The sequence below is a fragment of the Limobrevibacterium gyesilva genome, from assembly GCF_025989185.1.
Classification (GTDB): Bacteria; Pseudomonadota; Alphaproteobacteria; order Acetobacterales; family Acetobacteraceae; genus Limobrevibacterium; species Limobrevibacterium gyesilva.
On record NZ_JAPDNT010000005.1, the window covers coordinates 184,293 to 206,017 of the forward strand.

At 65.7% G+C, this 21,725-nt stretch carries 20 protein-coding genes, 1 tRNA gene and 2 pseudogenes; 11 read left to right on the forward strand and 12 right to left on the reverse strand.

Annotation, left to right across the window (positions count from 1 at the left end):
* Position 1: 1 nt before the first annotated feature.
* Positions 2–1,408 carry a c-type cytochrome gene (locus OL599_RS09940; RefSeq protein WP_264713557.1) on the forward strand — a complete coding sequence of 469 codons (1,407 nt, stop codon included), beginning with the start codon at positions 2–4 and terminating at the stop codon, positions 1,406–1,408.
* 42 nt (positions 1,409–1,450) lie between these two features.
* Here OL599_RS09940 and OL599_RS09945 read toward each other — a convergent pair whose 3' ends face one another.
* The 5 genes from OL599_RS09945 to OL599_RS09965 are packed head-to-tail and all read right to left on the reverse strand — an operon-like array spanning position 1,451 to position 6,352.
* The gene (locus OL599_RS09945) at positions 1,451–2,173 is read right to left on the reverse strand and encodes an SDR family NAD(P)-dependent oxidoreductase (RefSeq protein ID WP_264713558.1); all 723 of its coding nucleotides are present in this window, start codon (positions 2,171–2,173) and stop codon (positions 1,451–1,453) included.
* Between the two features lie 41 nt (positions 2,174–2,214).
* A complete protein-coding gene (locus OL599_RS09950; protein ID WP_264713559.1) occupies positions 2,215–3,321 on the reverse strand; it encodes an ABC transporter ATP-binding protein in 1,107 nt (368 codons plus the stop codon).
* Complete coding sequence (locus OL599_RS09955; RefSeq protein ID WP_264713560.1) at positions 3,322–4,173, reverse strand: carbohydrate ABC transporter permease; 852 nt, start codon at positions 4,171–4,173, stop codon at positions 3,322–3,324.
* Positions 4,166–5,062 (reverse strand): carbohydrate ABC transporter permease, encoded by an 897-nt coding sequence (locus OL599_RS09960; protein WP_264713561.1) that lies wholly within the window; start codon positions 5,060–5,062, stop codon positions 4,166–4,168. The genes OL599_RS09955 and OL599_RS09960 overlap by 8 nt, the downstream gene beginning before the upstream one ends.
* A 3-nt stretch (positions 5,063–5,065) precedes the next feature.
* Positions 5,066–6,352: an ABC transporter substrate-binding protein gene (locus OL599_RS09965; protein WP_264713562.1), complete on the reverse strand. Its 1,287-nt coding sequence runs from the start codon at positions 6,350–6,352 to the stop codon at positions 5,066–5,068.
* Positions 6,353–6,644: 292 nt separating this feature from the next.
* Between OL599_RS09965 and OL599_RS09970 the strand changes: the two genes are divergently transcribed.
* Positions 6,645–7,364, forward strand: coding sequence for a GntR family transcriptional regulator (locus tag OL599_RS09970; RefSeq protein ID WP_264713563.1), 720 nt, complete (start codon positions 6,645–6,647; stop codon positions 7,362–7,364).
* 72 nt (positions 7,365–7,436) lie between these two features.
* On the opposite strand, the gene ruvX is transcribed toward OL599_RS09970, so the two are convergent.
* Complete coding sequence (gene ruvX, locus OL599_RS09975) at positions 7,437–7,898, reverse strand: Holliday junction resolvase RuvX (RefSeq protein WP_264713565.1); 462 nt, start codon at positions 7,896–7,898, stop codon at positions 7,437–7,439.
* 61 nt (positions 7,899–7,959) lie between these two features.
* On the opposite strand from ruvX, the gene gatC reads away from it, so the two are divergent.
* From gatC to gatB, 3 genes are read left to right on the forward strand one after another with little or no spacing between them, the layout of a single operon-like run.
* On the forward strand, positions 7,960–8,259 hold the full coding sequence (gene gatC, locus OL599_RS09980; protein ID WP_264713566.1) for an Asp-tRNA(Asn)/Glu-tRNA(Gln) amidotransferase subunit GatC: 300 nt from the start codon (positions 7,960–7,962) through the stop codon (positions 8,257–8,259).
* The gene (gatA, locus tag OL599_RS09985; protein ID WP_264713567.1) at positions 8,259–9,734 is read left to right on the forward strand and encodes an Asp-tRNA(Asn)/Glu-tRNA(Gln) amidotransferase subunit GatA; all 1,476 of its coding nucleotides are present in this window, start codon (positions 8,259–8,261) and stop codon (positions 9,732–9,734) included. Before gatC ends, gatA begins: the two co-directional genes overlap by 1 nt.
* A 4-nt stretch (positions 9,735–9,738) precedes the next feature.
* The gene (gene gatB, locus OL599_RS09990) at positions 9,739–11,193 is read left to right on the forward strand and encodes an Asp-tRNA(Asn)/Glu-tRNA(Gln) amidotransferase subunit GatB (protein WP_264713568.1); all 1,455 of its coding nucleotides are present in this window, start codon (positions 9,739–9,741) and stop codon (positions 11,191–11,193) included.
* A gap of 48 nt (positions 11,194–11,241) precedes the next feature.
* Here the strand turns inward: gatB and OL599_RS09995 are convergent, their stop codons facing one another.
* Complete coding sequence (locus OL599_RS09995; protein ID WP_264713570.1) at positions 11,242–11,580, reverse strand: TM2 domain-containing protein; 339 nt, start codon at positions 11,578–11,580, stop codon at positions 11,242–11,244.
* A 92-nt stretch (positions 11,581–11,672) separates the two neighbouring features.
* On the opposite strand from OL599_RS09995, the gene OL599_RS10000 reads away from it, so the two are divergent.
* Positions 11,673–12,299 carry a glutathione S-transferase family protein gene (locus tag OL599_RS10000; RefSeq protein WP_264713572.1) on the forward strand — a complete coding sequence of 209 codons (627 nt, stop codon included), beginning with the start codon at positions 11,673–11,675 and terminating at the stop codon, positions 12,297–12,299.
* 91 nt (positions 12,300–12,390) lie between these two features.
* A tRNA-Ser gene (locus tag OL599_RS10005) sits at positions 12,391–12,483 on the forward strand.
* A 285-nt stretch (positions 12,484–12,768) separates the two neighbouring features.
* Here OL599_RS10005 and OL599_RS10010 read toward each other — a convergent pair.
* Genes OL599_RS10010 through OL599_RS10020 form a run of 3 tightly spaced genes read right to left on the reverse strand, consistent with a single transcriptional unit; the run spans position 12,769 to position 15,377 of the window.
* A complete protein-coding gene (locus OL599_RS10010; RefSeq protein ID WP_264713573.1) occupies positions 12,769–14,505 on the reverse strand; it encodes a recombinase family protein in 1,737 nt (578 codons plus the stop codon).
* A complete protein-coding gene (locus OL599_RS10015) occupies positions 14,492–14,980 on the reverse strand; it encodes a DUF2924 domain-containing protein (RefSeq protein ID WP_264713574.1) in 489 nt (162 codons plus the stop codon). Before OL599_RS10015 ends, OL599_RS10010 begins: the two co-directional genes overlap by 14 nt.
* A gap of 10 nt (positions 14,981–14,990) precedes the next feature.
* On the reverse strand, positions 14,991–15,377 hold the full coding sequence (locus tag OL599_RS10020) for a DUF3489 domain-containing protein (RefSeq protein ID WP_264713575.1): 387 nt from the start codon (positions 15,375–15,377) through the stop codon (positions 14,991–14,993).
* Positions 15,378–15,713: 336 nt separating this feature from the next.
* Between OL599_RS10020 and OL599_RS10025 the strand changes: the two are divergent.
* The 3 genes and pseudogenes from OL599_RS10025 to OL599_RS10035 all read left to right on the forward strand — a co-directional run bounded on the left by OL599_RS10025 (position 15,714) and on the right by OL599_RS10035 (position 17,580).
* A pseudogene (locus OL599_RS10025) lies at positions 15,714–16,474 on the forward strand (IS5 family transposase).
* Positions 16,475–16,489: 15 nt separating this feature from the next.
* A pseudogene (locus tag OL599_RS10030) lies at positions 16,490–16,756 on the forward strand (transposase); the annotation flags it as partial.
* A 395-nt stretch (positions 16,757–17,151) separates the two neighbouring features.
* Positions 17,152–17,580, forward strand: coding sequence for a YybH family protein (locus OL599_RS10035; protein ID WP_264713576.1), 429 nt, complete (start codon positions 17,152–17,154; stop codon positions 17,578–17,580).
* A 117-nt stretch (positions 17,581–17,697) separates the two neighbouring features.
* Here the strand turns inward: OL599_RS10035 and OL599_RS10040 are convergent, their stop codons facing one another.
* Positions 17,698–18,768, reverse strand: a complete 1,071-nt coding sequence (locus OL599_RS10040) for an IS630 family transposase (protein ID WP_264713578.1) — start codon at positions 18,766–18,768, stop codon at positions 17,698–17,700.
* 118 nt (positions 18,769–18,886) lie between these two features.
* Entirely contained in the window at positions 18,887–19,090 is a 204-nt protein-coding gene (locus OL599_RS10045) for a hypothetical protein (protein ID WP_264713579.1), read from the reverse strand.
* 363 nt (positions 19,091–19,453) lie between these two features.
* Here OL599_RS10045 and OL599_RS10050 point away from each other — a divergent pair, with 363 nt between their 5' ends.
* Positions 19,454–21,697 carry a CRISPR-associated endonuclease Cas3'' gene (locus tag OL599_RS10050; protein ID WP_264713580.1) on the forward strand — a complete coding sequence of 748 codons (2,244 nt, stop codon included), beginning with the start codon at positions 19,454–19,456 and terminating at the stop codon, positions 21,695–21,697.
* Positions 21,698–21,725: the final 28 nt, after the last annotated feature.

The following is a 21,725-nucleotide window of genomic DNA, read 5'->3' on the forward strand; positions in this document are numbered from 1 at the left end:
CATGAAATCGATCCTACCCTTGCCGATTGCGTCCGGCGCCATCGCCATCGCGCTCGCGAGCGTGAATGCGCTCCCTGCATTTGCTGCGCCCCCTGCCGACGCCGACCTGATCCAGCGCGGCCAGTACCTTGCAGCCGCAGGGGACTGCGTCGCCTGCCACACCACGCCTGGCGGCAAGGCGCTCGCAGGTGGGCTGTCGCTGCCAACCCCGGTTGGCGCGATCGTGTCGACCAATATCACGCCTTCGAAGACATACGGTATCGGCACCTATACGCTCCCGCAGTTCGCGGACGCACTACGCAAAGGCGTGCGTGCTGACGGCCAGCGCCTGTATCCCGCGATGCCGTACACCTCGTATGCGCAAGTGTCGGACGACGACGTCAAAGCGCTTTACGCGTACTTCATGAACGCGGTCGCGCCCGTCGATGCGCCTTCGCCGCAGACAGAGCTGTCCTTCCCGTTCAATATTCGGCTGTCAATGGCTGCATGGAACCTCCTGTTCCTCGACAGCAAGCCATTCGAACCCGACCCGAGCAAGAGCGCCGAGTGGAACCGTGGCGCTTACCTGGTCCGTGGCCTCACGCATTGCAGTGCCTGTCATACGCCGCGCAACGTGTTGATGGCTGAAAAGGCGTCGCGCGACCTCGGCGGCGGCGAGGTTGGCCCCTGGCACGCGCCGAACATTACGTCCGACGCGAACAGTGGGATCGGCGGATGGAGCGAACGCGATCTGATCGACTACATGCGTGACGGGCGCGCGGTGAACAAGGCACAAGCGGCTGGCCCGATGGCCGAGGCGATCGACAACAGCCTGCATCTTCTGCAGGACAGCGACTTGCGTTCGATTGCCGTGTATCTGAAAGCCGTGCCGGCGGTGCGTAATGACGAGGACGCCCGCCCAGCATTCGGATGGGGCGCAGCTGCCGATGACCTCAGCGGCATCCGCGGTGTTCCGTTGCCGGCGGATCCGAATCAGATGTCGGGCCCGCAGCTCTACGATGCATATTGCGCGACCTGCCACCAAAGCGATGGGCAAGGGAGCGACGACGGCGGCCTGCCGTCACTCTTCCACAACACGGCACTCGGTCGAACCAACACGAATAACCTGGTCATGGTGCTCCTGGACGGAATTCACCGGCTGCCCGGTGCATCCGACATACTGATGCCGGGCTTCGCGCATGAGCTGTCGGATCAGCAGATCGCGACGCTTGGCGCGTATCTCACCCAACGCTACGGCAACCCGAGCGCCGCGGTTACAACCGCGCAGGTGCAAGACCTGCGAGCCGGGAGCGCCTCGTCGTTCCTGATCGTGGCGACGCGCGTAGCGATGTCTGCGGTGGCGGTTCTCGCCATCCTGGTTGCGGCATTCTGGATGTTCAGGCGACGGCGCCAGGGAGCGGCGCAGTAGGTTCGGTCCCTCTGGCGGGGGAGGTCGGCCGTCCCGGCCGGCTCAGCGCGCGCCGCCATTCACCTGGAAGCATTGCTTGGTGATCAGCGCGGCGTCATCGCTGGCCAGGAACAAGGCCAGGGCGGCGACGTGGGAAGGTTCCACGTCATCGGGGATGCACTGCCTTGCCCGGCCGGCCGCGATCTGCGCCTCGTCCTGGAACCAGAGCGCACGCTGGCGCGGCGTGATCACTTGCCCCGGCGCGATCGCATTGACGCGGATGCGCCATTGTCCGACGTCGCGCGCCAGCGAATTGGTGAAACCGACTGCCGCCGCCTTGGCCGCGCTGTAGGCCTGCATCGATGGGCCACCGCCGATCCAGGCGCCCGAACTCATGTTGATGATCGAACCGAAGCCGAGTTCGCGCATCTGCGGCACGACTGCCTGCGCGGCGAAATACTGATGCTTGAAATTCACCGACATCGACCAGTCGAACTCCGCTTCGTCAACTGCGAGGAAGTCCTGCCGCCGGTCGTTGGCCGCGTTGTTGACCAGAACCGCGGCCGGGCCCAGGCCGGCATACAGCGTGGCGAAAGCCGCTTTCAGCGCCTCGATATCGGTCAGATCGCATGCCACGAACAACGGCCGTGGGTTGCCGGCGCGGGCGAGCGCGTCGATCAGCGGTTCGGCAGCCGCCGAATCGCGGTCGAGAAATCCAACCCGTGCGCCCTGCTCGGCGAAAGCGCGGACAAAGGCGGCGCCGATGCCACTGGCGCCGCCGGTCACCACAACGGTGCGCCCGGCGAGGCAAGGATAGCGCGTTTGTGTCATGCGATGCGTCCTTCGCTGATCGGGTCGAACAGGCAGATCTTGCGCGTGTCGACGGCAAAGCGCGCGGTCTCGCCCATCGTCAGGCGGATGTCCGGCGCGACACGGCCGAGCGCCTGTTCTCCGCCGAGGCGCAGAACCACGATGGTTTCCGCCCCGGTCGGCTCGGTCATCTCGACCGGCGCAGCAACCGTGACGGTCGTGCCGGGCGCATCGCTGAAGTGCCGGGTCGGCTCGGTGATGCATTCCGGCCGGATCCCCAGCACGACCTCCCGCCCTGCCCATGTCTGTGCGACGTCCGGTGCGGGCAGGCGAACGGCCGTTTCCCCTTGCCCCATGACCGCGACAACGGCTCCGTCGACCATCTCGAGCCGCGCGGCAAGCGTGTTCATCGGGGGCGCCCCCATGAAGCGCGCGACGAACAGGTTCGCCGGCCGGTTGTAGACCGTGTCCGGATCGGCAAACTGCTGCACCACGCCCTGATGCATGACTGCGATGCGCGAGGCCAACGTCATCGCCTCGATCTGGTCGTGAGTCACATAGACGATGGTGGAGCCGAGGCGCTGGTGCAGCCGCTTGATCTCCATGCGCATCTCGACACGCAGTTTGGCATCAAGATTGGACAGCGGCTCGTCGAACAGGAACAGCAGGGGATCGCGCACCAGCGCACGGCCCATGGCAACGCGCTGCCGCTGCCCGCCCGACAGTTGCGATGGCTTGCGATCGAGCAGCGCCTCGATCTGCAGGAGCCGGGCGACGCGGTCGAGGATTTCGGCCTGCTGCTGCTTTGGCACTTTTCGACATTCCATGCCGAACGTCATGTTGCGCCGCACCGTCATCGACGGGTACAGCGCGTAGGACTGGAACACCATCGCGATGTTCCGGTCCTTGGCTGCGACGCCGTTCATCGGCCTCCCGCCGATCTCGATCATGCCCTCGCTCGCCGTGTCGAGCCCGGAAATGATGTTGAGCAGCGTCGATTTTCCACATCCCGATGGCCCGACCAGGATGGTGAATTCGCCGCTGTCGATCTCGAGGTTGATGTCCTTGAGCACCGGCAGCGGGCCATAGTGCTTGGAGACGTTGCGGATGGTCAGCGCTGACATCTATTTCACGGCTCCCGAAGTCAGGCCACGCACGAAATACCGGCCGCCGAACAGGTAGACCAGCAAGGTCGGCGCGGCCGCCATCAGCACCGCGGCGCTTTGCTGACCATATTGCGGCGCCTGGCTGATCTGGGCGGACAACGCGATCAGCGCGGCGGTGACGGGCTGGTTCTCGCCTGTGGAAAAGGTGACGCCATAGAGGAACTCGTTCCAGATGCCGGTGAACTGCCAGATCACCGTCACGATCAGGATCGGCGGCGACAGCGGCAACACGATCCGCCAGAAGATGCGGAAGAACCCGGCGCCGTCGATTCGCGCCGCTTTCAGCAGATCAGCGGGAATGCTGACGTAGTAGTTCCGGCAGAACAGGGTGGTGAAGCTTATCCCCTGGATCACGTGGATCAGCACCAGTCCGGAGATGGTGTTGAACAGACCGAGGTCGCGTAGCACGATGGCCCAGGGCACCAGCTTCATCTGCTCCGGCAGGAACACGCCAAGGGTGATGATGCCGAACACCAGCGTGTCGCCGCGAAAGCGCCAGAGCGCCAGCGAATAGCCGTTCAACGCCCCGAGCAGCGTCGAGATGACGGTTGCCGGGATCACCATTCGCAGCGAATTCCAGAAATACGGCTGAATCCCCGTGCAGTGCTCGGCGATGCAGTAGCTGCTCCAGGTGTGCGCGAAATTCCCCCACACATAGACGGATGGCAACCCGATCACCGAGCTGTGGTTGATGTCCTCGGTGCTGCGTACGGAGTTCAGCATCACCACCGCGAGGGGCACGAGATAGAAGGCCGCGAACAACGTCAGGGCCCCATAGATCGCGGCACGAGCGAGCAGGCGTTCAGACACGGGCAGCGCCTCTACGATTCTGCCAGGCCCGGAAGCCCGCATAGGGAATCAGGACCACGGTGAGCGACCCGAGCAGCATGACGGCAGCCGCCGCGCCACGGCCAAGCTCGCCACGCTGGAACATGAAGTCGTAGACAACGAGCGCCGGCAACGTCGATGCCAGTCCGGGGCCCCCCGCGGTGAGCGCGACGACGAGATCATATGTCTTGATCGCGAACTGCAGCAGCATCACCAGGACGGCAACGAAGATCGGCCCGATGGTCGGCAGCACCACCCGCGTGTATATCCGCCAGGCACCGGCGCCATCGATCTGCGCCGCCTTCACTAGATCGGCGTCCACCGACCGCAGGCCGGCCAGGAAAAGCGCCATGGCAAAGCCGGAGCCGTGCCACACCGCGGCGACCACGATCGTGTAGATCGCCATGTTCCGGTCGATCACCCAGTCGAAGCGGAAGCTGGTCCAGCCGAGGTCGTGCACCAGTTTCTGCACGCCGATGCTGGGATTGAACAGCCAGCCCCACACGGTGCCGGTCACCACGAACGACACGGCGATCGGATAGAGGAAGATGGTCCGGAACAGATTCTCCCCGCGGATGCGCTGGTCGATCAGCACGGCCAGCAGCAATCCGACGGCCATGGCGAGTACCACGAAGCAGGCGCCATAGATGAACAGGTTCGTGAAGGCGATCTGCCAGTTCCGGCTGGCCAGCATCGCCGTGTAGTTGCGAACGCCCGCCCAGCTGTAATCCGGCAGCAGCGTCGAGCGTGTGAACGACACCCAGGTCGTCCACACGCTGAACACCAGCACATACGCACAGCTGACCAGCAGCGGCGGCCAGATCACGAGATGCGGCAGGATCCGGTCCCAGCGCTGACGCCAGGCCATCATCGGTCAGCGGATGCTGTCGACGGCTTCGACCAGGCGCTTCTGCCCCTCCTCGGCCTTGATGCGGTTATCGTGCACGTATTCGGTCAGCACGTCGATCATGGCAGCGGCGATCTGGTTGGTCTGGGCCATGTTGTGCGCCAGGCTCAGCACCACGCGATTGGCCTTCACGGCCTCAGACATCGCGCGCGCCGCCTCGCGCTGCCCGTCGCTGAAGCCCGGATCCGACAGATCGGTGTCGGTGCGCACCGGCAGCGATCCGGTGATCTGCGAGTACATCGGGCCGAACGCCTTGCCCATGACGATCTTGGCAAGCAGCTTCTGCCCCTGCTGGAACTCCGGCTGCTTCTTCTGCCAGAAGATGAACTCGTCGGCGTTGAGGTCGAACGCCACCTTGCCGTCGTCCTGCGGCGCCGGCCCGACCATGTAGTCGCTGAGCTGGAACCCGGCATTCTTGAACACGCCCTGGGCCCAGCCACCCATCAGCAGCATGCCCATATCGCCCTTCATGTAGCGCGGAATGAATGTGCTGTAATGCTGCCCCGCCGATCCCGGATCGGACCACTCGCCGAGCTTGCGGAACTGACGGAAGGCGGCAAGCACCTCCGGCCCCTGCAGCGTCTTGGCGTCGAGCTCCATGACGGCCTTGCGGTACGCATCGGGACTGATGCCGCACAGGGCGATCTCCCATTTCATCCCGTCGTCCCACTTGATGCCGCCGTTCGCCACCGGCGTGATCCCGGCTGCCTTCATCTTCTCGGCCGCCGCGTTGAACTCGCTCCAGGTCGTGGGCAGGCTGGTCATGCCGATCCGGTCGGCCGCCTTCTTCGAGACGAACAGCGTGTTGATCCGATAGGCCTGGATCGGCAAGGCGATCCAGTGACCATTCGGCTTGCTCAGCCGCGCCAGCTCCGCCGGCACCACGGCTTCGTAGCCGGCTTCCTTCACTTGCTCGTCGAGATTGACGACCGCCCCCACCTTCGACCAGGCAGCGATCTCTGGCCCCTTGAGCTGCGAGGCGGCCGGCGGATCCCCGGCGATGATCTGCGCCCGGAGCTTGTTCATCATTTCGGTGGTGAAGCCGGGGACGGGGTTGTGCTCCCAGATGCCGCCCTGCCGCTCGAACTCCTTGCCGAGCGTGGTGATGGCGGCGCCGTCGCTGCCGGCACTCCATTGCGAAATGACCGTGACCTTCGGCTTCGCCCCTCCCGCACCCTGTGCGTGTGGCGTCGTCGGGATGGCGAGCATCGCGGCAGAGCCTGCGAGGATCGCCCGGCGGCTGATCTGGGGCATGGTTGCGCTTCCTTCCGTTCGGTGGTCTGAGAAGCTGCGCCCGGTCATGCCGGCCCGTCCGCGACCGCGGGAGGCTGCATGCATTCGGTCGACCAGATGGTGCTACCGCAACCGCGCGAGCCCGGGTCGATCGCCAGCCTGTTTGCTTGGTTCATGACGTCTCTTCCCGCGGTGCGCTTCGTCGGTCGATGCCGTGGCGCTGATTGTCTGCCGTTCAAGCAGATGCCGATCCGTTTGACAAGATGTTCGTATATGTTATCACAAATGCCGAACTCCCCCGGGGAGGCTGGATTTGCTGGTCACGCAAAATCTCGGCGTGCAGATCTATCAGCAGCTGCGCCACGATCTGATGGCCGGCCGCTACGAACCAGGACAGAAGCTCAAGCTGCGCGACCTCGCGGCGGAGCTGGGCGTCAGCGTGACGCCGGTACGCGAGGCGCTGGCGCGCCTGGTGTCGGATCAGGCACTGGTCCAGGTCGACTATCGCTCGGTCTGCGTCGCCGTCATGGACCTGGCCCGTTATGCGGAGGTACGCGAGCTGCGCCTCGATCTGGAGGGCAAGGCCGCCGCGCAGGCGGCCCTGTGCGCGACGGAGGCGGATATCGATACGCTTCGCGCCATCCACAAACGCCTCGTCGCCGCCCGGGCGGCCCGGTCGCATGCGCAGATCCTGCTGGAGAACCAGCGCTTCCACCTCACCCTGTGCGCGGCCGCCCGCATGCCGGTGCTTCTGCGCCTGGTGGAGATGCTGTGGCTGCAATGCGGCCCGCTGATGCACGGCATGACGCGCTGGCCGGTCGCCAGGCTGGCGCAGCATCCGCACGTGACCATCATCAAGGCGCTGCAGATTCGGGATGGGGCGCTGGCCCGCGAAGCCATCCAGCAGGACATCATGATGGCGACGGAAGCATTGCGGCTGTATCTGACGAGCCACGCTGAGCGTCCCGAATGGGCCAGGCGGTCCCTGCCGGCGGATGCGGCGGCCACCGACGTGCCGCCACCCCGGCGATAGGTAACGGGATCAAAGGGGCCTCTGCCCCTTTGCGGGTCCAGGGCAGAGCCCTGGCCTTTCTTTCTTACTTACTTAGCGGCTCGCATCCAGCGCGCTCTGCAGGGTGTAGGCCGCGGCCATGCGGTCGACCACTTCGGCGCGGCGTTTTCGGGTCATGTCGGCTTCGTTGATCAGGAAGCGGTTCACCGCGGCCGAGGACAGGCGTTCGTCCCACAGCGAGGCGGGCAGGCTGGTGGCCTCGGACAGGGCGTGGGTCCAGTCGCGGGCGGCCTGGGCGGCGGGGCCGGTGGTGCCGTCGAGCGACAAAGGCAGGCCGACGACCAGGCCGCCGGCGCCTTCCTTGCGGGCGATTTCGGCAATTTCGGCGGCGTTGACCGAGAGCTTGCCGCGTTTGAGGCTGCCATAGGGACTGGCCAGCATGAGGGTGACGTCCGAGAGGGCGATGCCGATGATCTTCGCGCCCGGATCGAGGCCGAGCAGGCGCTGTCCGGGGGGAAGCTGGGCGCGCAGGGTCCTGACGTCGAGGAGCGGCATGTTGAACCGGGGCATGGGCGCCGTTATGGTCCCGCGCTCTTCCTCAGGCCAAGGGAATATCATGTCGCTCGATCCCGCGACCGTACGGCGCATCGCCAAACTCGCCCGCATCCGTGTCGATGAGACGCAGCTGGGCCAATTGCAGACCGAGCTCTCGGGCATCCTGAGCTGGATCGAGCAGTTGAACGAGGTGGATGTAGAGGGCGTGGAGCCGCTGGCGGGCGGGGCCCAAGGGGCGCAGGCCATGGCGCTGAAGATGCGCGAGGACATCGTGACCGATGGCGGGATTCCCGAGCAGGTGCTGGCCAACGCGCCGGACCGGATCGGGAATTTCTACGCCGTACCGAAGGTGGTGGAGTGATGTTTTCCGAGCTGACCCTGGTGGCCGCCCGTGACGGGTTGCGCCGCAAGCAGTTTTCCGCGCGCGAGCTGACCGGGGCGTTCCTGGGCGCGATCGAGGCGCTGAACCCGCGATTGAATGCGTTTATCACGGTGACGCCGGAGCTGGCGCTGGAACACGCGGCGGCGGCGGATGCGGCGCTGGCGCGCGGCGAGCAGGGCAACCTCACGGGCATTCCGCTGGCCATCAAGGACCTGTTCTGCACGGCCGGGGTGCGGACGACGGCTGGCAGCCGGATCCTGGAGCATTTCGTGCCGCCATATGAGAGCACGGTGAGCGCCAACCTGCTGCGCGACGGAGCGGTGTTCCTGGGCAAGGCCAACCTGGACGAGTTCGCCATGGGCTCGTCCAACATGACCTCGGCCTTCGGGGCGGTGACGAACCCGTGGACGCGGCAGGGCGACAATGCGCCGCTGGTGCCGGGCGGGTCGTCGGGCGGGTCGGCGGCGGCGGTGGCGGCGCGGCTGGCATTGGGAGCCACGGCGACCGACACCGGCGGGTCGATCCGCCAGCCCGCGAGCTTCTGCGGCATTGCCGGCATGAAGCCGACCTATGGGCGGTGCAGCCGCTGGGGCATCGTGGCGTTCGCGTCCTCACTGGACCAGGCGGGGCCGGTGGCGCGCACGGTGGAGGATTGCGCCATCCTGCTGACCAGCATGGCCGGGCACGACCCGAAGGATTCCACCAGCGCCGATAGGCCGGTGCCGGATTTCGCGGCGGCGTGCCGGCGCGGGGTCAAGGGGCTGCGCATCGGTGTGCCGCGCGAGTATCGCAGCGAGGGCATGCCGCCGGAGATCGAGGCGCTGTGGCAGCAGGGGCTGGGCTGGCTGCGCGAGCAGGGTGCGGAGATCGTGGACGTGTCGCTGCCGCACACGAAATACGGGCTGGCGACGTATTATATCGTGGCGCCAGCGGAGGCGTCGTCGAACCTCGCGCGCTATGACGGGGTGCGGTTCACCAGCCGCGAGGATGGCGCCGACCTGACCGAGCTGTACGAGAAGACGCGCGCGGCGGGCTTCGGGGCCGAGGTGAAGCGGCGCATCATGATCGGCACCTATGTGCTGTCGGCCGGGTATTACGATGCCTATTACCTGCGGGCGCAGAAGGTGCGGGCGCTGATCCTGAAGGATTTCACCGACGTGTTCCGCGGCGTCGATGCACTGGTGACGCCGACCGCGCCTTCGGCCGCGTTCGCGCAGGGCGAGCGGATGGACGATCCCATCAAGATGTATCTGAACGACGTGTTCACTGTGCCCGCCAACATGTCCGGCATTCCCGGCCTGTCGGTGCCGGCGGGGCTGGATGCGCAGGGCCTGCCGCTGGGGCTGCAGGTGCTGGGCAGGCCGTTCGATGAGGAGACGGTGTTCGCGGTCGGCGCGGCGCTGGAGCGCGCGGCGGGTTTCGCGGCGCTGCCCAGCATGCGCGCGGAGGTCTGAGGCGATGGCGACATATACGATCGAAGGCGCGACCGGCAGCTGGGAGGTCGTGATCGGCCTGGAGGTGCATGCCCAGGTGATCAGCCGCTCCAAGCTGTTCTCGGGCGCGGCCACCGATTTCGGCGCCGAGCCGAACACGCAGGTGAGCTTCGTGGACGCGGCGTTCCCCGGTATGCTGCCGGTGATCAACCGCGAATGCGTCGCCCAGGCGGTACGCACCGGGCTGGGGCTGCGGGCGCATATCAACCTGGTTAGCCGGTTCGACCGGAAGAACTATTTCTACGCGGACCTGCCGGCGGGCTACCAGATCAGCCAGTACCAGCACCCGATCGTAGGGGCAGGAACGATCGAGATCGAGCTGGCGGACGGCAGCACCAAGCAGATCGGGGTGACGCGCCTGCATCTGGAGCAGGACGCCGGCAAGTCGCTGCACGACCAGCATCCGTCGAAGACGTTCATCGACCTCAACCGCGCCGGCGTGGCGCTGATGGAGATCGTGAGCGAGCCGGATTTGCGCAGCCCCGAGGAGGCCGGCGCCTATCTGCGCAAGCTGCGCACCATCCTGCGCTATCTCGGCACCTGCGACGGGAACATGGAGGAGGGCTCCATGCGCGCCGACGTGAACGTGTCGGTGCGCAAGCATGGCGAGCCGTTCCGCACGCGCTGCGAGGTGAAGAACGTCAATTCCATCCGCTTCGTGATGCAGGCGATCGAGGCCGAGGCGAAGCGGCAGATCGCGGTCTGGGAGGAGGGCGGCACCGTCGATCAAGAGACGCGGCTGTTCGATCCGGGCCGCGGTGAGACGCGCAGCATGCGTTCGAAGGAGGACGCGCACGACTACCGCTATTTCCCCGATCCCGACCTGCTGCCGTTGGTGCTGGACGAGGCGTGGGTGGCGGAGCTGCAGCGCGGCCTGCCGGAGCTGCCGGACGAGAAGCGGGCGCGGTTGATGCGCGAATACGGCCTGCCGGCCTATGACTCCGGCGTGCTGGTGGCCGAGCAGGCGATCGCGGATTTCTACGAGACCCTGGCGCGTGGCCGCGACGCCAAGCTGGCTGCGAACTGGATGATGGGCGATTTCTTCGCGGCCCTGAACCGAACCGGCAAGACGATCGAGACGAGTCCCGTGTCCGCCGCTGCCCTGGGCCAGCTGATCGACCTGATCAGCGACAACACGATCAACGGCCGCATCGCCAAGGAAGTGTTCGAGGCGATGGTGGAAACCGGCGAGGAACCGGGCGTGATCGTGGAGCGCAAGGGGCTGCGGCAGGTGATCGACACCGGCGCCATCGACGCGGCGGTGGACGCGGTGCTGGCGGCCAATCCGGACAAGTTGGCGGAATTCAAGGCGGGCAAGGAGAAGCTGTTCGGCTTCTTCGTGGGCCAGGTGATGAAGGCCATGGCCGGCAAGGGCAACCCGGCGCTGGTGAACGAGGCGCTGAAGCGCAAGCTGGCCTGAACCGGGTCACACTGGAACGGGCGGGCCGCCGGCGTGGTGGCCCGCCCGTCAGTGGAACCCGTCGTTGTGCTCGCGGACCCAGGATGGGATCAGGGCCGCGTCGATCAACGCCCAGAGCAGGAGCGTCACCAGTCCCAGGCCGCCGATTCGCGTGACCGTGGTGGCGGCCGCGGACAGGACGAACAGCACGGGCATGGCGAGCGCCGTGGCTTTCCGGTCCAGGTAGAATCGGTGGGCGCCGACATGGCCAAGCACGAACCACAGCACATAGGCCGCCCGCAGCGACTTGCGGCCACTCTCATTCAGCGCCAATCCGCGTGCGCCAGCCCAGGACGACACTGGCCGTCTCTCCAGAATCGATTCGACCGCGTCGAGTTTCGGGGCCATTTGCCGTGCGATCAAGCCTGTCGGATAGTCGGGGCAACAGGGCGCGGCCAATTTCGGCCAGCGCCCTGCATCATTGCTATGGGAAGCGCGGCATGAGCATCGAACTCTGGACCTGGAACACGCCCAATGGCCGCAAGATCAGCGTGGCGTTGGAGGAGATGGGGCTTGCCTACTCGGTGCACACCGTGAACATCGGCAAGGGCGAGCAGTTCAATCCGGATTTCCTGAAGATCAGCCCGAACAATCGCATTCCCGCGATCATCGATCCCGAGTCGCCGGATGGCGCGCCGATCAGCGTGTTCGAGTCGGGCGCGATCCTGATCTATCTGGGCCAGAAAACCGGGATGTTCTGGCCGAAGGACCTGCGCCACCAGGTGCCGGTGCTGGAGTGGTTGATGTGGCAGATGGGCGGCTTCGGCCCCATGCCCGGCCAGGTGCACCATTTCCTGCAGGTGGAGAACGAGCAGGACCGCCGCTACGGGCTGGAGCGCTACAGCAAGGAGACACGCCGGCTGTATGGCGTGGCGGACCGGCGGCTGGCGGAGGTGGAGTTCTTCGCGGGCGATATCTCGATCGCCGATTTCGCGATTCTGGGCTGGGCCTGGCGGCATGAGCGGCACCAGGTGGACCTGGCCGATTTCCCCAATGTGAAGCGCTGGTACGAGACCATGATGGCCCGGCCGGCGACGAAGCGCGGGTTCGAGGTGGCGCTGAGCTGAATTCGCGGGACGCGCGCCTCATCATTTGACGGGGCGCTTCCGAGACCCTAGAAACCGCCCTGCAAACGTCGTGTGACTTGCCTCTCTCGGCGGAGGGGTGGCCGAGCGGCTGAAGGCGACGGTTTGCTAAACCGTTGTACGGAGTAAATCCGTACCGTGGGTTCGAATCCCATCCCCTCCGCCAACCATAACACATTGATATCGCTCATTATTGCCTTCTTTGCCGATCCCGCAATCGTGGCCGTTGTGTCGGCGCCTTTGCGCGATGCGGCCTTTGCGGGTGGTCCACAGAGACCGGTTCCTCCGGGTTCGGCGGGGTTTGGGGCGCGGTTTTCTCTGTGCGGCTTTGTTGCAGTACCGAATGCCCGGCGGCGGTGCCGGCACCGCGGTTCGCCACCACCAGGAAAAGGTTCGGCCCCTCGGCGATCCGAGGGGCCGTGGCCAGTCGCGAATAGTGCGTTGGTGTCGGTCAGACGAAACCGAGGACGGCCCGCTGCTCCTGCCAGTCGAGCGGCAGAGGGCCGCTTTGCATCAGCTTGATCGCGGTCAGCGCCGGTGGGTGCTGAGCGCTGAGGATGGCCTGCGTGATATCGGGAGCGAGCCATGCGAGGCGGACCAGACGGGAGATGTAGGATCCGGTCATCTGCTCCTGGTTGGCAAACTCCGCGATGCTGCGGTGCTTGCCCTGCAGCAGCCGGCGCTGCATCTGATGCGCCTGAACCAGCAACCTGGTCAGCCCGGCATTCGGTTGGGCAGCCGCGGCGCGGGCGGTGTTCATGATCAATCTGGTGCCTTGGCCGATGCGGTGCAGGCGGACCGGGACCGCCAGGACGATCGGGTCCTGGTGCAACGCGGGCGGCAAGAGGGTGGCGTCGGATTGGCCCTCGATGGCGACGACGACGCGTGCGGGCAGGAGATGGACATGCACCGCGTCCTCGGTCACCTCGACGCGGGTGATCGGCGTGCGGAGGAAGCTGCGCCGACGCGGCGGCGGCAGGGTTGCCCAGCCCTGCGCGATGGTGGCGGCCTGCTCGACCAGCCGCTTCTGGTCTGATGTTCCCGTGACAATCGTCCGAACCGCATCGAAGACCGCCGCGCCGTCGGCGAGGAACGCCTGAACCCGGTCGGCGACGACCCGTTCGATCTCGGCCGCCGGAATCCGGCAGGTGCCCGATGCCTTGGCTTTTCCCTCGGCAATGAGTGGACGCGAGACATAGTAGCGATAGCGCTTGCCGTCCTTCACCGCATGCGAGGGGGTCATCCGGTTGCCGGCGCCATCATGGATCAGCCCGGCCAGCAGGCTTGGGTTCTTCGCGGTATGGCCGGCCTTGCGGTCGATCGCGTTCGCAGTGAGCACCGCCTGCACCCGGTCCCACAGCTCCTGATCGACGATCGGCGGATGCTCCGCGGGGTAATGTTGGTCCTTGTGGGCGATCTCGCCGCGATAGACCCGGTTCTGCAGCATCCGATAGAGCGCGCCACGGGCCAGGGGACGCCCACCCCAGCGCCGGCCCGCCGCACTCACCCGATCCTTGCTGACGATGCCGGCGGCATCCAGTTCCTGCTTCAGGAGCCGCACCGAGCGGAGCGCCGCATAGCGGCGAAAGATGTGCCGGACGGTTTCCGCCTCGGCCGCGTGCACGATCAGCTTGCGGTCCCGGGCGTCGTATCCGAGCGGTGGGGTGCCGCCCATCCACATGCCCTTCTTCTTGGAGGCGGCGATCTTGTCGCGGATCCGCTCGCCGGTGACCTCGCGCTCGAACTGGGCGAAGGAGAGCAGCACGTTCAGGGTCAGCCGGCCCATCGAGGTGGTGGTGTTGAACTGCTGGGTGACCGAGACGAACGCCACCTCGTGGCCGTCGAAGATCTCCACGATCTTGGCGAAATCGGCGAGCGTTCGGGTCAGCCGGTCCACCTTGTAGACGACCACGGTGTCGACCTTGCGGGCGGCAATATCGGCGAGCAGCTGTTGCAACGCCGGGCGATCCATCGTGGCGCCCGAGATCCCGCCGTCGTCGTACTGCTCGCAGAGCAGGACCCAACCCTCATGCCGCTGGCTCCTGATATAGGCCTCGCACGCCTCGCGCTGGGCATGCAGCGAGTTGAAGTCCTGCTCCAGCCCCTCCTCGGACGATTTGCGGGTATAGATGGCGCAGCGGATCGGCCGTCCAGGACGGCGGCCGGCAGTGGGATCAGGTTTGGCCATGACGGGCATCCTCGGCAGTGGGGCTTGGCGCCGGGCGCACCTGCCGGGCCTTTCCGGGTAACTGGGCAATGCCGAAGAAACGCGGACCCGACCAGTGGGCCCCGGTGATGAGCTTGGCGATCTGGGTCAGCGAGCGGTATCGCCGCGCCTGGTATTCGTATCCACCCTCAAGCACGAGCACCGCATGGGCTTCGCCGCGCCACTCGCGCACCAGCCGGACCCCCGGTTTGAGCGCGGCCTCGGGTCCGGGGGCGCTGCCGCCCCCGGGTCCCGTTTTCTGGCTGAGGGCGGCCAGCATCCGCTTTGTCGTCTGGTTCAACCCGCCCTGGGCACGTTCCTGCAGCGCGTAGGCCAGGGCCCGCAACAGGAGGTCACGGCTCAGGCTGGCCGGGGGCTCGGTGCGATGGGTGCGGCGCCATTCGATCCGCAGATCATGGGTCGACGCCTCTGCCAGTCGGGCGATCTCGTCGCGCATGGCGGTCATGTCACGCTGCCGCGACGATGCGGTACTGCGTGGCGCCGTTGGCCGTCGTGCTGCGGACGATCTCGTGTCCGTCCTGGCGCAGCCCGGTCAGGGCGGCGCGGACGCTGTGCCCGAGCCAGCCTGTCGCCGCCACCAGTTCAGTGATGGTGGCGCCGTCTTCGCGCTGGAGCAGCGCGGTGATTGCGGCCTTCTTGGAGGCGCGTGACTTCGGTGCAACGGCTGCACCCACGGTCTCCGGCGTCGCTGACTTTGTCGCTCGCCCGGCCGGGATCGCGCGGGCTGGATGATGCGGCGATTGCAGCGGCGCCTGCTTTGGCCGCCGCGCCGACTTGTTGGGCGGAGTGGCGGGGATCGCGCGCTTCCTGGTGGTGTGTTGGGTCTTGGTCATGGGAGTCTCCGGTGCTGTGATCAGGCCATGAGGGCGCTGTCACTGCCGCAAGCCCCGTCGGCGTCGCCGGCTGGGGCGCGTGCGGCCGGAGACGCGAGGTCCGGCGGGCACGTGACCCCCAACACGCTTCCTTTGCCTAGGAAGTCCAGTCCGTCGCAACGATATTTCCGGTCGCATCCCTCGGACTTTTAATCTTGGGTCGGGAGTTCAAACCTCTCCGGGCACACCAATCTCCCCAAGGGCGTACGGCTGCTCCCTCTAGGTCCTGTGGACTCTTGAGGGAGTCCGGCGCGGCGGATGATGTGATTCAAGACTGCCTTTGATGAGGAGGCAGCCGTGGGAGTTCTGGACCGCCTGATCCTGAGCGACGCGCAGTGGGAGCGGCGGGCGGGGTACATCATTGGCGACGAGCGCACGCGCGGTTCGTCGGGCCGCGACAACCGGATGTTTGTCGAGGCGGTGCGGTGGATCGTGCGGACGGGCTCGCCGTGGCGCGACCTGCCGGAGGTGTTCGGCGCCTGGAACAGCGCCTTCCGCCGCTTCAGCCGCTGGAGCGCGAAGAGCGTCTGGCACCGCATCTTTGCCGCAATGGCGGATGGTCCGGACTTCGAATACCTGATCCTGGACTCCACCATCGTGCGCGCTCACCAGCATGCCAGCGGCGCAAAAAGGGGGCGGACGATCAGGCCATCGGCCGCTCACGCGGCGGCCTGAGCGCCAAGATCCACCTGGCCGTGCGCGGCCTCGGCTGTCCCGCCAGGATCATCTTGACCGCCGGCCACCGAGGCGATGCCCAGCACGCGGCCGCCCTGCTCGGCACCGACCGGCCCGCCGTCGTCATGGCCGACACAGCCTATGACGCCGATCACCTCCGCACCGCCATCGCCGAGGCCGGCGCCATCGCCGTCATCCCCAACAATCCCTCCAGAGCCAGCAAGCGCCCCTTCGACAAAGACCTCTACAGGGAGAGGCATCTCGTCGAGCGCTGCTTCAGCAAGCTCAAGCAGTCCCGCCGCGTCGCCACCCGATACGAGGAGACCGCCAGAAACTACCTCGCCGTCGTCACCATCGCTGCTACCGTCCTCTGGATCAGGTAACTGTTCACGGAACCTAGGGAGATCAACGTCGCCGCGCATGTCGCGGAGCACACCAACGGGCGCCGTTCGGCCATCGACGGCCGGAGCACCCGCCACCCCGGCTACGACATCAGCTTGCGCATCCGCAAGCGGATCGAAGAGGCGTTCGGCTGGGCCAAGACCGTCGCTGGGCTGCGCAAGTCGCGCCATCGCGGGCGGCCGAGGATCGACTGGCAGTTCACCTTCGCCATGGCGGCCTACAACCTCGTCCGCCTGCCCAAGCTGCTGGCAGCGGCGGCGTGACACCGCGAGTCCGTCCGAAACGACATGCTGGGGCCGAAACCCACCCTCCGAACGCAGTGACCCGCCCATCAACGCGCGAAATGGCACCTCCCGACCACAAAGAAACCGACCAATCGCCCGTTACAGAAGCAGCCTGCTAGTGCTCTGACTCATTCGGATAGTGCAGGCGCTCTGCCGAGCTTTGCCAAGATAGCTGCGGCCGATCAACTCTGCGGATGTCGCCCGCGATGGCAGCTGGCGTCACGACGCGCCTGTTCGACGTGTCGGACCTTGTGAACCTGCTGATTGAATCACAGTCCAAAAAAGCGGCGTAGCCACCGTGCGGCTTGGGTGCTAGAATCGGGGAGTCTGGCCGTTAACGGTGAGGCCGGACGCTGTTTCCGGGGCCCAGACCCATGCCTGACGCACACCGCAGCCAAGCCAGAGACAAGGAAACACTCGTCTCAATAGTCAAAGAGATGACCGAATCTATGACTGGGGCCCAAAGCACGCGCCACTGGGCCGATGATGCCTTGTGGTTCGACATCCCTCCATTTGCCTCGCGAGGGGTTCAGCCTGCGTTGAAGTTCTTTGACCGCGTGTTTGGCGGTTTTCAGTCGTGCAAGGTTGACATTCTCGAAACGGACGTCGTTGTGAACGGCGACATGGGCCTTGTATGCACGATCCAAAAAGTGAACGTCGTTCTCAAGACCGGGGATGCGAAACGCCTCGTCGTGCGCGAAACAGATTGCTTTGAGAGGCGAAATGGCGAATGGAAGCTGATTCACCAACACGCATCCGTTCCAGCAGGCGGAGATTGGGACGGCAAAGTCACAGCGGCTTAAGCCATCAGCTTTTATTCAGGCCGATTTCAAAGTAGCCGCACTACCCAGGTGCGGCTTAAGTAAATCTCCAAAAACCATGAACAGCCCGGCAAACAATATATACGCTGGTGCTCCGGCTCATTCGGATGGTGCAGGCGCTCTACCGAGCTTTGCCAAGATAGCTGCGGCCGATGCCTTCCAGACGAATGGCCTTGGCTCGACGTTATGTTCGGCAATATAGCGCTTGATGGCTGCTTGGAGATCGACGATCGAATGGAAGCTGCCGCGCAGGATGCGCTTGCGGGTCAGTGCCGAGAAGAAGTTTTCCACCGCACTCAGCCACGATCCTGAGGTCGGTGTGAAGTGAAAGGTCCAGCGCGGGTGCCTCGCGAGCCAGGTCTTCACCTTCGGATGTTTGTGGGTCGCGTAGTTGTCGACGACGGCCTCAATCACCTTGCCGGCAGGAACGGCACGCTCGACGTCGTTAAGGAAGCGGATGAATTCCTCGTGGCGGTGCTGCTGCATGCAGCGGCCGATCACCGAGCCGTCAAGGATGTTGAGGGCGGCGAACAGCGTCGTCGTGCCATGCCGTTTGTAGTCATGCGTCATAGTGCCGCACCGCCCCGGTTTGAGGGGCAGCCCCGGCTGGGTCCGGTCGAGCGCTTGAATTTGGCTCTTCTCGTCGATCGACAACACCACTGCATGCGCTGGCGGATCGACATATAGGCCAACGATGTCGATCAGCTTGGTGGCGAAGTGCGGGTCTTTCGACCGCTTGAACGTGCGCACCCGATGCGGCTGAAGCTGGTGCGCGTCCCAGATGCGCTGCACCGATCGCAGCGAAATCCCAGCGGCCTTGGCCATGGCGCGGCCGGTCCAGTGGGTCGCCTGGTGCGGCGGCGGTGCACAGGTCATGGCCACGACGCGCGCCACCGTCTCGGCCGCGATCGGAGCCTTGCCGGGCTTGCGTGCTTTGTCGCGCAGCAGGCCCGCCACACCCTTTTCGGCAAATCGACGCTGCCAGCGCCACACCATCGGACGGCTGACACCGAGCTGCGCTGCTACGCGCTGCACCGGGTAGCCGCGCGCGGACGCAAGCACCACGCGTGCGCGCTCCACATGCTTTTGCAGCCGGTTGCGATCCGCGACGATCGCCTCCAATCGAGCCTTGTCCGATGCACTCACGATCACGCAGACGGTCTGTGCCATGCAGAGAGAATCGCATGATTTCGCCACACTGTGAATCGTCAGAATGCGTCAGAGCACTAGGCAGGCTGTTCACCTCCCCTGCCTGCCGTCAGGTGACCGCTGCTTGGTTCCTGCTGGATCAGACGTCGTCGGGACTCAGGGTGCCGATCATCTCCGCGGCTTTAGTATGGACCTCTGCTTCCCGTTCCAGGTTTTTCGGAAACCGACTTCTGCGGGATTGAACGAGGGCCTTCTTGGCTTGGTCTTCGTGCCATTGGCGCGCGGCGGTTAAGGCGGCTTCCCAACCCCGCTGGAACTCGGGTGTGATCTCAGTCTGGGCCATCTGGTGGACAAATCCTCCGGGTGCAAGGCTCGCCGACGCGGCAAGCAACCATACCTTTGAATCGGCGTGGGGTCCCGACGCCGATCGGCGCGCTACACTATTGATCCGACATAAATCACAGGGGTCACCGGACGGCGCCGATTTACAGCCGTCCACCCCATCGACTCCAAAGGGGGTACTTTAAGCACGGCGAAAGCTCGTTCAGCGCTGCCTAATCATTGCCAGCATCTGACCGATTAGGCGAGGGTGGGATCACGTCCGTCGCCAAATGCGGGTTGGAGTTGCCCCGGATCGGTGCGGCTTCACAGGCGGCTAGTGACAGAACTGTTGGGAGCGGGTCGACCAAGGAGCCTTAAGACCGAAATGGCGTACTATGCTCATAGTGTATCTGGTCGTCCTGAAGGGGAATGGGAGCCTCTCGCCCGCCACCTGGCTGAGGTGGAGGACGGCGCCCGAAGCCGCGGGCGACGCTTCGGGGCGGAAGCTCTCGCGGCGCTTGCCGGGCGTATACATGACCTTGGCAAATATGGCCCTGACTTCCAGGCGCGGCTGCGCGACCCGACCAAGCACGCCGATCACTCCACGGCCGGTGCTGTCTGGGCCTTCGAGTACCTGCCCCCGACCTGGGGCCGACTGCTCGCGCATGTCGTCGCGGGGCACCATGCGGGGCTGAAGGATGATCTGCTTCGCCCTGAAGGCCGCATCGAGACCAAGAGCACCCTGCTGGCCCCAGCCGAGCGCGCGGCCCAGGCTGACGGCCTCGCGCTGCCGCAGGGCGTCTCCGGTCCTGCCGGTATGGGGTACCTGAAGGGCGAATTCGGGTTCCAGATGGCCTTCCTCACCCGCATGATCTTCTCCTGCCTCATTGACGCCGACCGCACCGCCGCCGCCGCCTTCGATACGCGTAGTGGTGGTGTCCAGGAGGTCGACCACCCGTCCATCGCGATGCTCCAGACAGCGCTGGACGCGTGGATGGCGCGCCGCGCCGTAGCGCCAAGCCGGCTCAATACGCTGCGTGACGACGTGCTGCGCGCAGCCACGGCAAGGGCTGCCGAGCCCCAGGGCGTCTTCACCTTGACCGTGCCGACCGGCGGCGGCAAGACGCTGACCTCCCTCGCCTTTGCCCTCGCCCATGCGCGGGCGCATGGGCTGGATCGGGTGGTCGTCGTGATCCCCTTCACCTCGATCATCGAGCAGACGGCCAAAGTCTATCGCGAGGCACTCGGCGCCCTCGGCGGCGCAGTGCTGGAGCACCACAGCGCTTTCGAGATGGAGAAAGAGGGCACGTGGGCCGAGCAGCGCGTAGGACCCGACCGCCTGAGGCTCGCCATGGAGCGCTGGGACAGCCCCATCGTGGTAACGACAGCGGTGCAGTTCTTCGAAAGCCTGTTCTCCGACCGGCCGAGTCGCTGCCGCAAGCTGCACAGCCTGGCGCGCAGCATCGTGGTGGTGGATGAAGCGCAGACTATGCCCCTGCCGCTACTGCGCCCCTGTGTCGCGGCGCTTAAGGAACTCGCGCGCAACTACGGCAGCTCCGTCGTGCTGTGTACCGCGACGCAGCCCGCGCTGGCGGCGCCGGCACCCGACAAGGCGGGTTTTCCCGGTGGCTTCAAGGCACCGCGCGAACTGGCGCCGGATGTGCCTGCGCTGTTTGCAGCGCTGCGGCGCGTGACGGTGCGGGATATCGGCACGCAGGACGATGCAGCGCTCGCCGCGCGGATCGCTGCAAGCCCGCAGGCGCTCTGCATCGTCAACCAGCGTGCCCATGCGCGGGCGCTGTTCCAGGCCATTTGCGCGTTGCCCGGGGCGCGGCACCTCTCGACGTGCATGCACAGCGTCCACCGCGCGCGGGTGTTGGCAAAGATCAGGGCCGACCTGAGGGAAGGCCGCCCATGCCGGGTGATCTCGACCAGTCTGATCGAGGCGGGCGTCGACGTGGATTTCCCCATCGTGCTGCGCGCCTCTGCCGGACTCGACCAGATTGCGCAGGCGGCCGGGCGCTGCAACCGCGAGTTCAAGCGCAGCCTGGAGGCGAGCGAGGTGCTGGTGTTCACGGCGGCCGAATACCGCGTGATCAAATCGCTCACTGCCCATGCCGAGACCGGCGCCGAGATGCTGCGGCTGCACACGGATGATCCCTTCGCGCCGCCCGCGATACGCGCCTTCTTCGATCTGTTGTATTGGAAGAAGGGCAAGTCTGAACTGGACAGGGGTGGCGTGCTGGAAATGTGTGCTGGGAAGGCCGGCGATATGAACTTCCCTTTTGAGAGCATCGCCGCCGCCATGCGCTTCATCGACGATGTGATGGTGCCGGTGATCGTGGCGCAGGAGGAAGCCAGGGTCGGCGAGGTCGACAGGCTCATCCGCGACCTGCGCTTCGCGAAGGGCGTCGGCGGGATCGCACGAGAGCTTGGGCGCTACACCGTCGGGATCCCGCGCACCGTGCGGACGGAGATGATCACTCAAGGCGTGGCCGAAGCCATCCGCCCTAAGGAGTTCGGCGACCAATTCGTGGTGCTGCACAACCTCGACCTCTACAAGCCCGAAACGGGGCTGGATTGGGACGACATCACTTTCCGCAAGGCCGAGGCGATGGTTCTGGTGTGATTTTACTCATTCGCAGAAGTTGCACTTG

Bases quoted from the DNA above. Each gene is read 5' to 3' on its own strand.
- OL599_RS09940 (WP_264713557.1), top strand. From the start codon at position 2: ATGAAATCGATCCTACCCTTGCCGATTGCGTCCGGCGCCATCGCCATC.
- OL599_RS09950 (WP_264713559.1), bottom strand. From the start codon at position 3,321: ATGTCAGCGCTGACCATCCGCAACGTCTCCAAGCACTATGGCCCGCTG.
- OL599_RS09960 (WP_264713561.1), bottom strand. From the start codon at position 5,062: ATGATGGCCTGGCGTCAGCGCTGGGACCGGATCCTGCCGCATCTCGTG.
- OL599_RS09965 (WP_264713562.1), bottom strand. From the start codon at position 6,352: ATGCCCCAGATCAGCCGCCGGGCGATCCTCGCAGGCTCTGCCGCGATG.
- ruvX (WP_264713565.1), bottom strand. From the start codon at position 7,898: ATGCCGCTCCTCGACGTCAGGACCCTGCGCGCCCAGCTTCCCCCCGGA.
- gatC (WP_264713566.1), top strand. From the start codon at position 7,960: ATGTCGCTCGATCCCGCGACCGTACGGCGCATCGCCAAACTCGCCCGC.
- gatA (WP_264713567.1), top strand. From the start codon at position 8,259: ATGTTTTCCGAGCTGACCCTGGTGGCCGCCCGTGACGGGTTGCGCCGC.
- gatB (WP_264713568.1), top strand. From the start codon at position 9,739: ATGGCGACATATACGATCGAAGGCGCGACCGGCAGCTGGGAGGTCGTG.
- OL599_RS09995 (WP_264713570.1), bottom strand. From the start codon at position 11,580: ATGGCCCCGAAACTCGACGCGGTCGAATCGATTCTGGAGAGACGGCCA.
- OL599_RS10000 (WP_264713572.1), top strand. From the start codon at position 11,673: ATGAGCATCGAACTCTGGACCTGGAACACGCCCAATGGCCGCAAGATC.
- OL599_RS10010 (WP_264713573.1), bottom strand. From the start codon at position 14,505: ATGGCCAAACCTGATCCCACTGCCGGCCGCCGTCCTGGACGGCCGATC.
- OL599_RS10015 (WP_264713574.1), bottom strand. From the start codon at position 14,980: ATGCGCGACGAGATCGCCCGACTGGCAGAGGCGTCGACCCATGATCTG.
- OL599_RS10020 (WP_264713575.1), bottom strand. From the start codon at position 15,377: ATGACCAAGACCCAACACACCACCAGGAAGCGCGCGATCCCCGCCACT.
- OL599_RS10035 (WP_264713576.1), top strand. From the start codon at position 17,152: ATGCCTGACGCACACCGCAGCCAAGCCAGAGACAAGGAAACACTCGTC.
- OL599_RS10040 (WP_264713578.1), bottom strand. From the start codon at position 18,768: ATGGCACAGACCGTCTGCGTGATCGTGAGTGCATCGGACAAGGCTCGA.
- OL599_RS10045 (WP_264713579.1), bottom strand. From the start codon at position 19,090: ATGGCCCAGACTGAGATCACACCCGAGTTCCAGCGGGGTTGGGAAGCC.
- OL599_RS10050 (WP_264713580.1), top strand. From the start codon at position 19,454: ATGGCGTACTATGCTCATAGTGTATCTGGTCGTCCTGAAGGGGAATGG.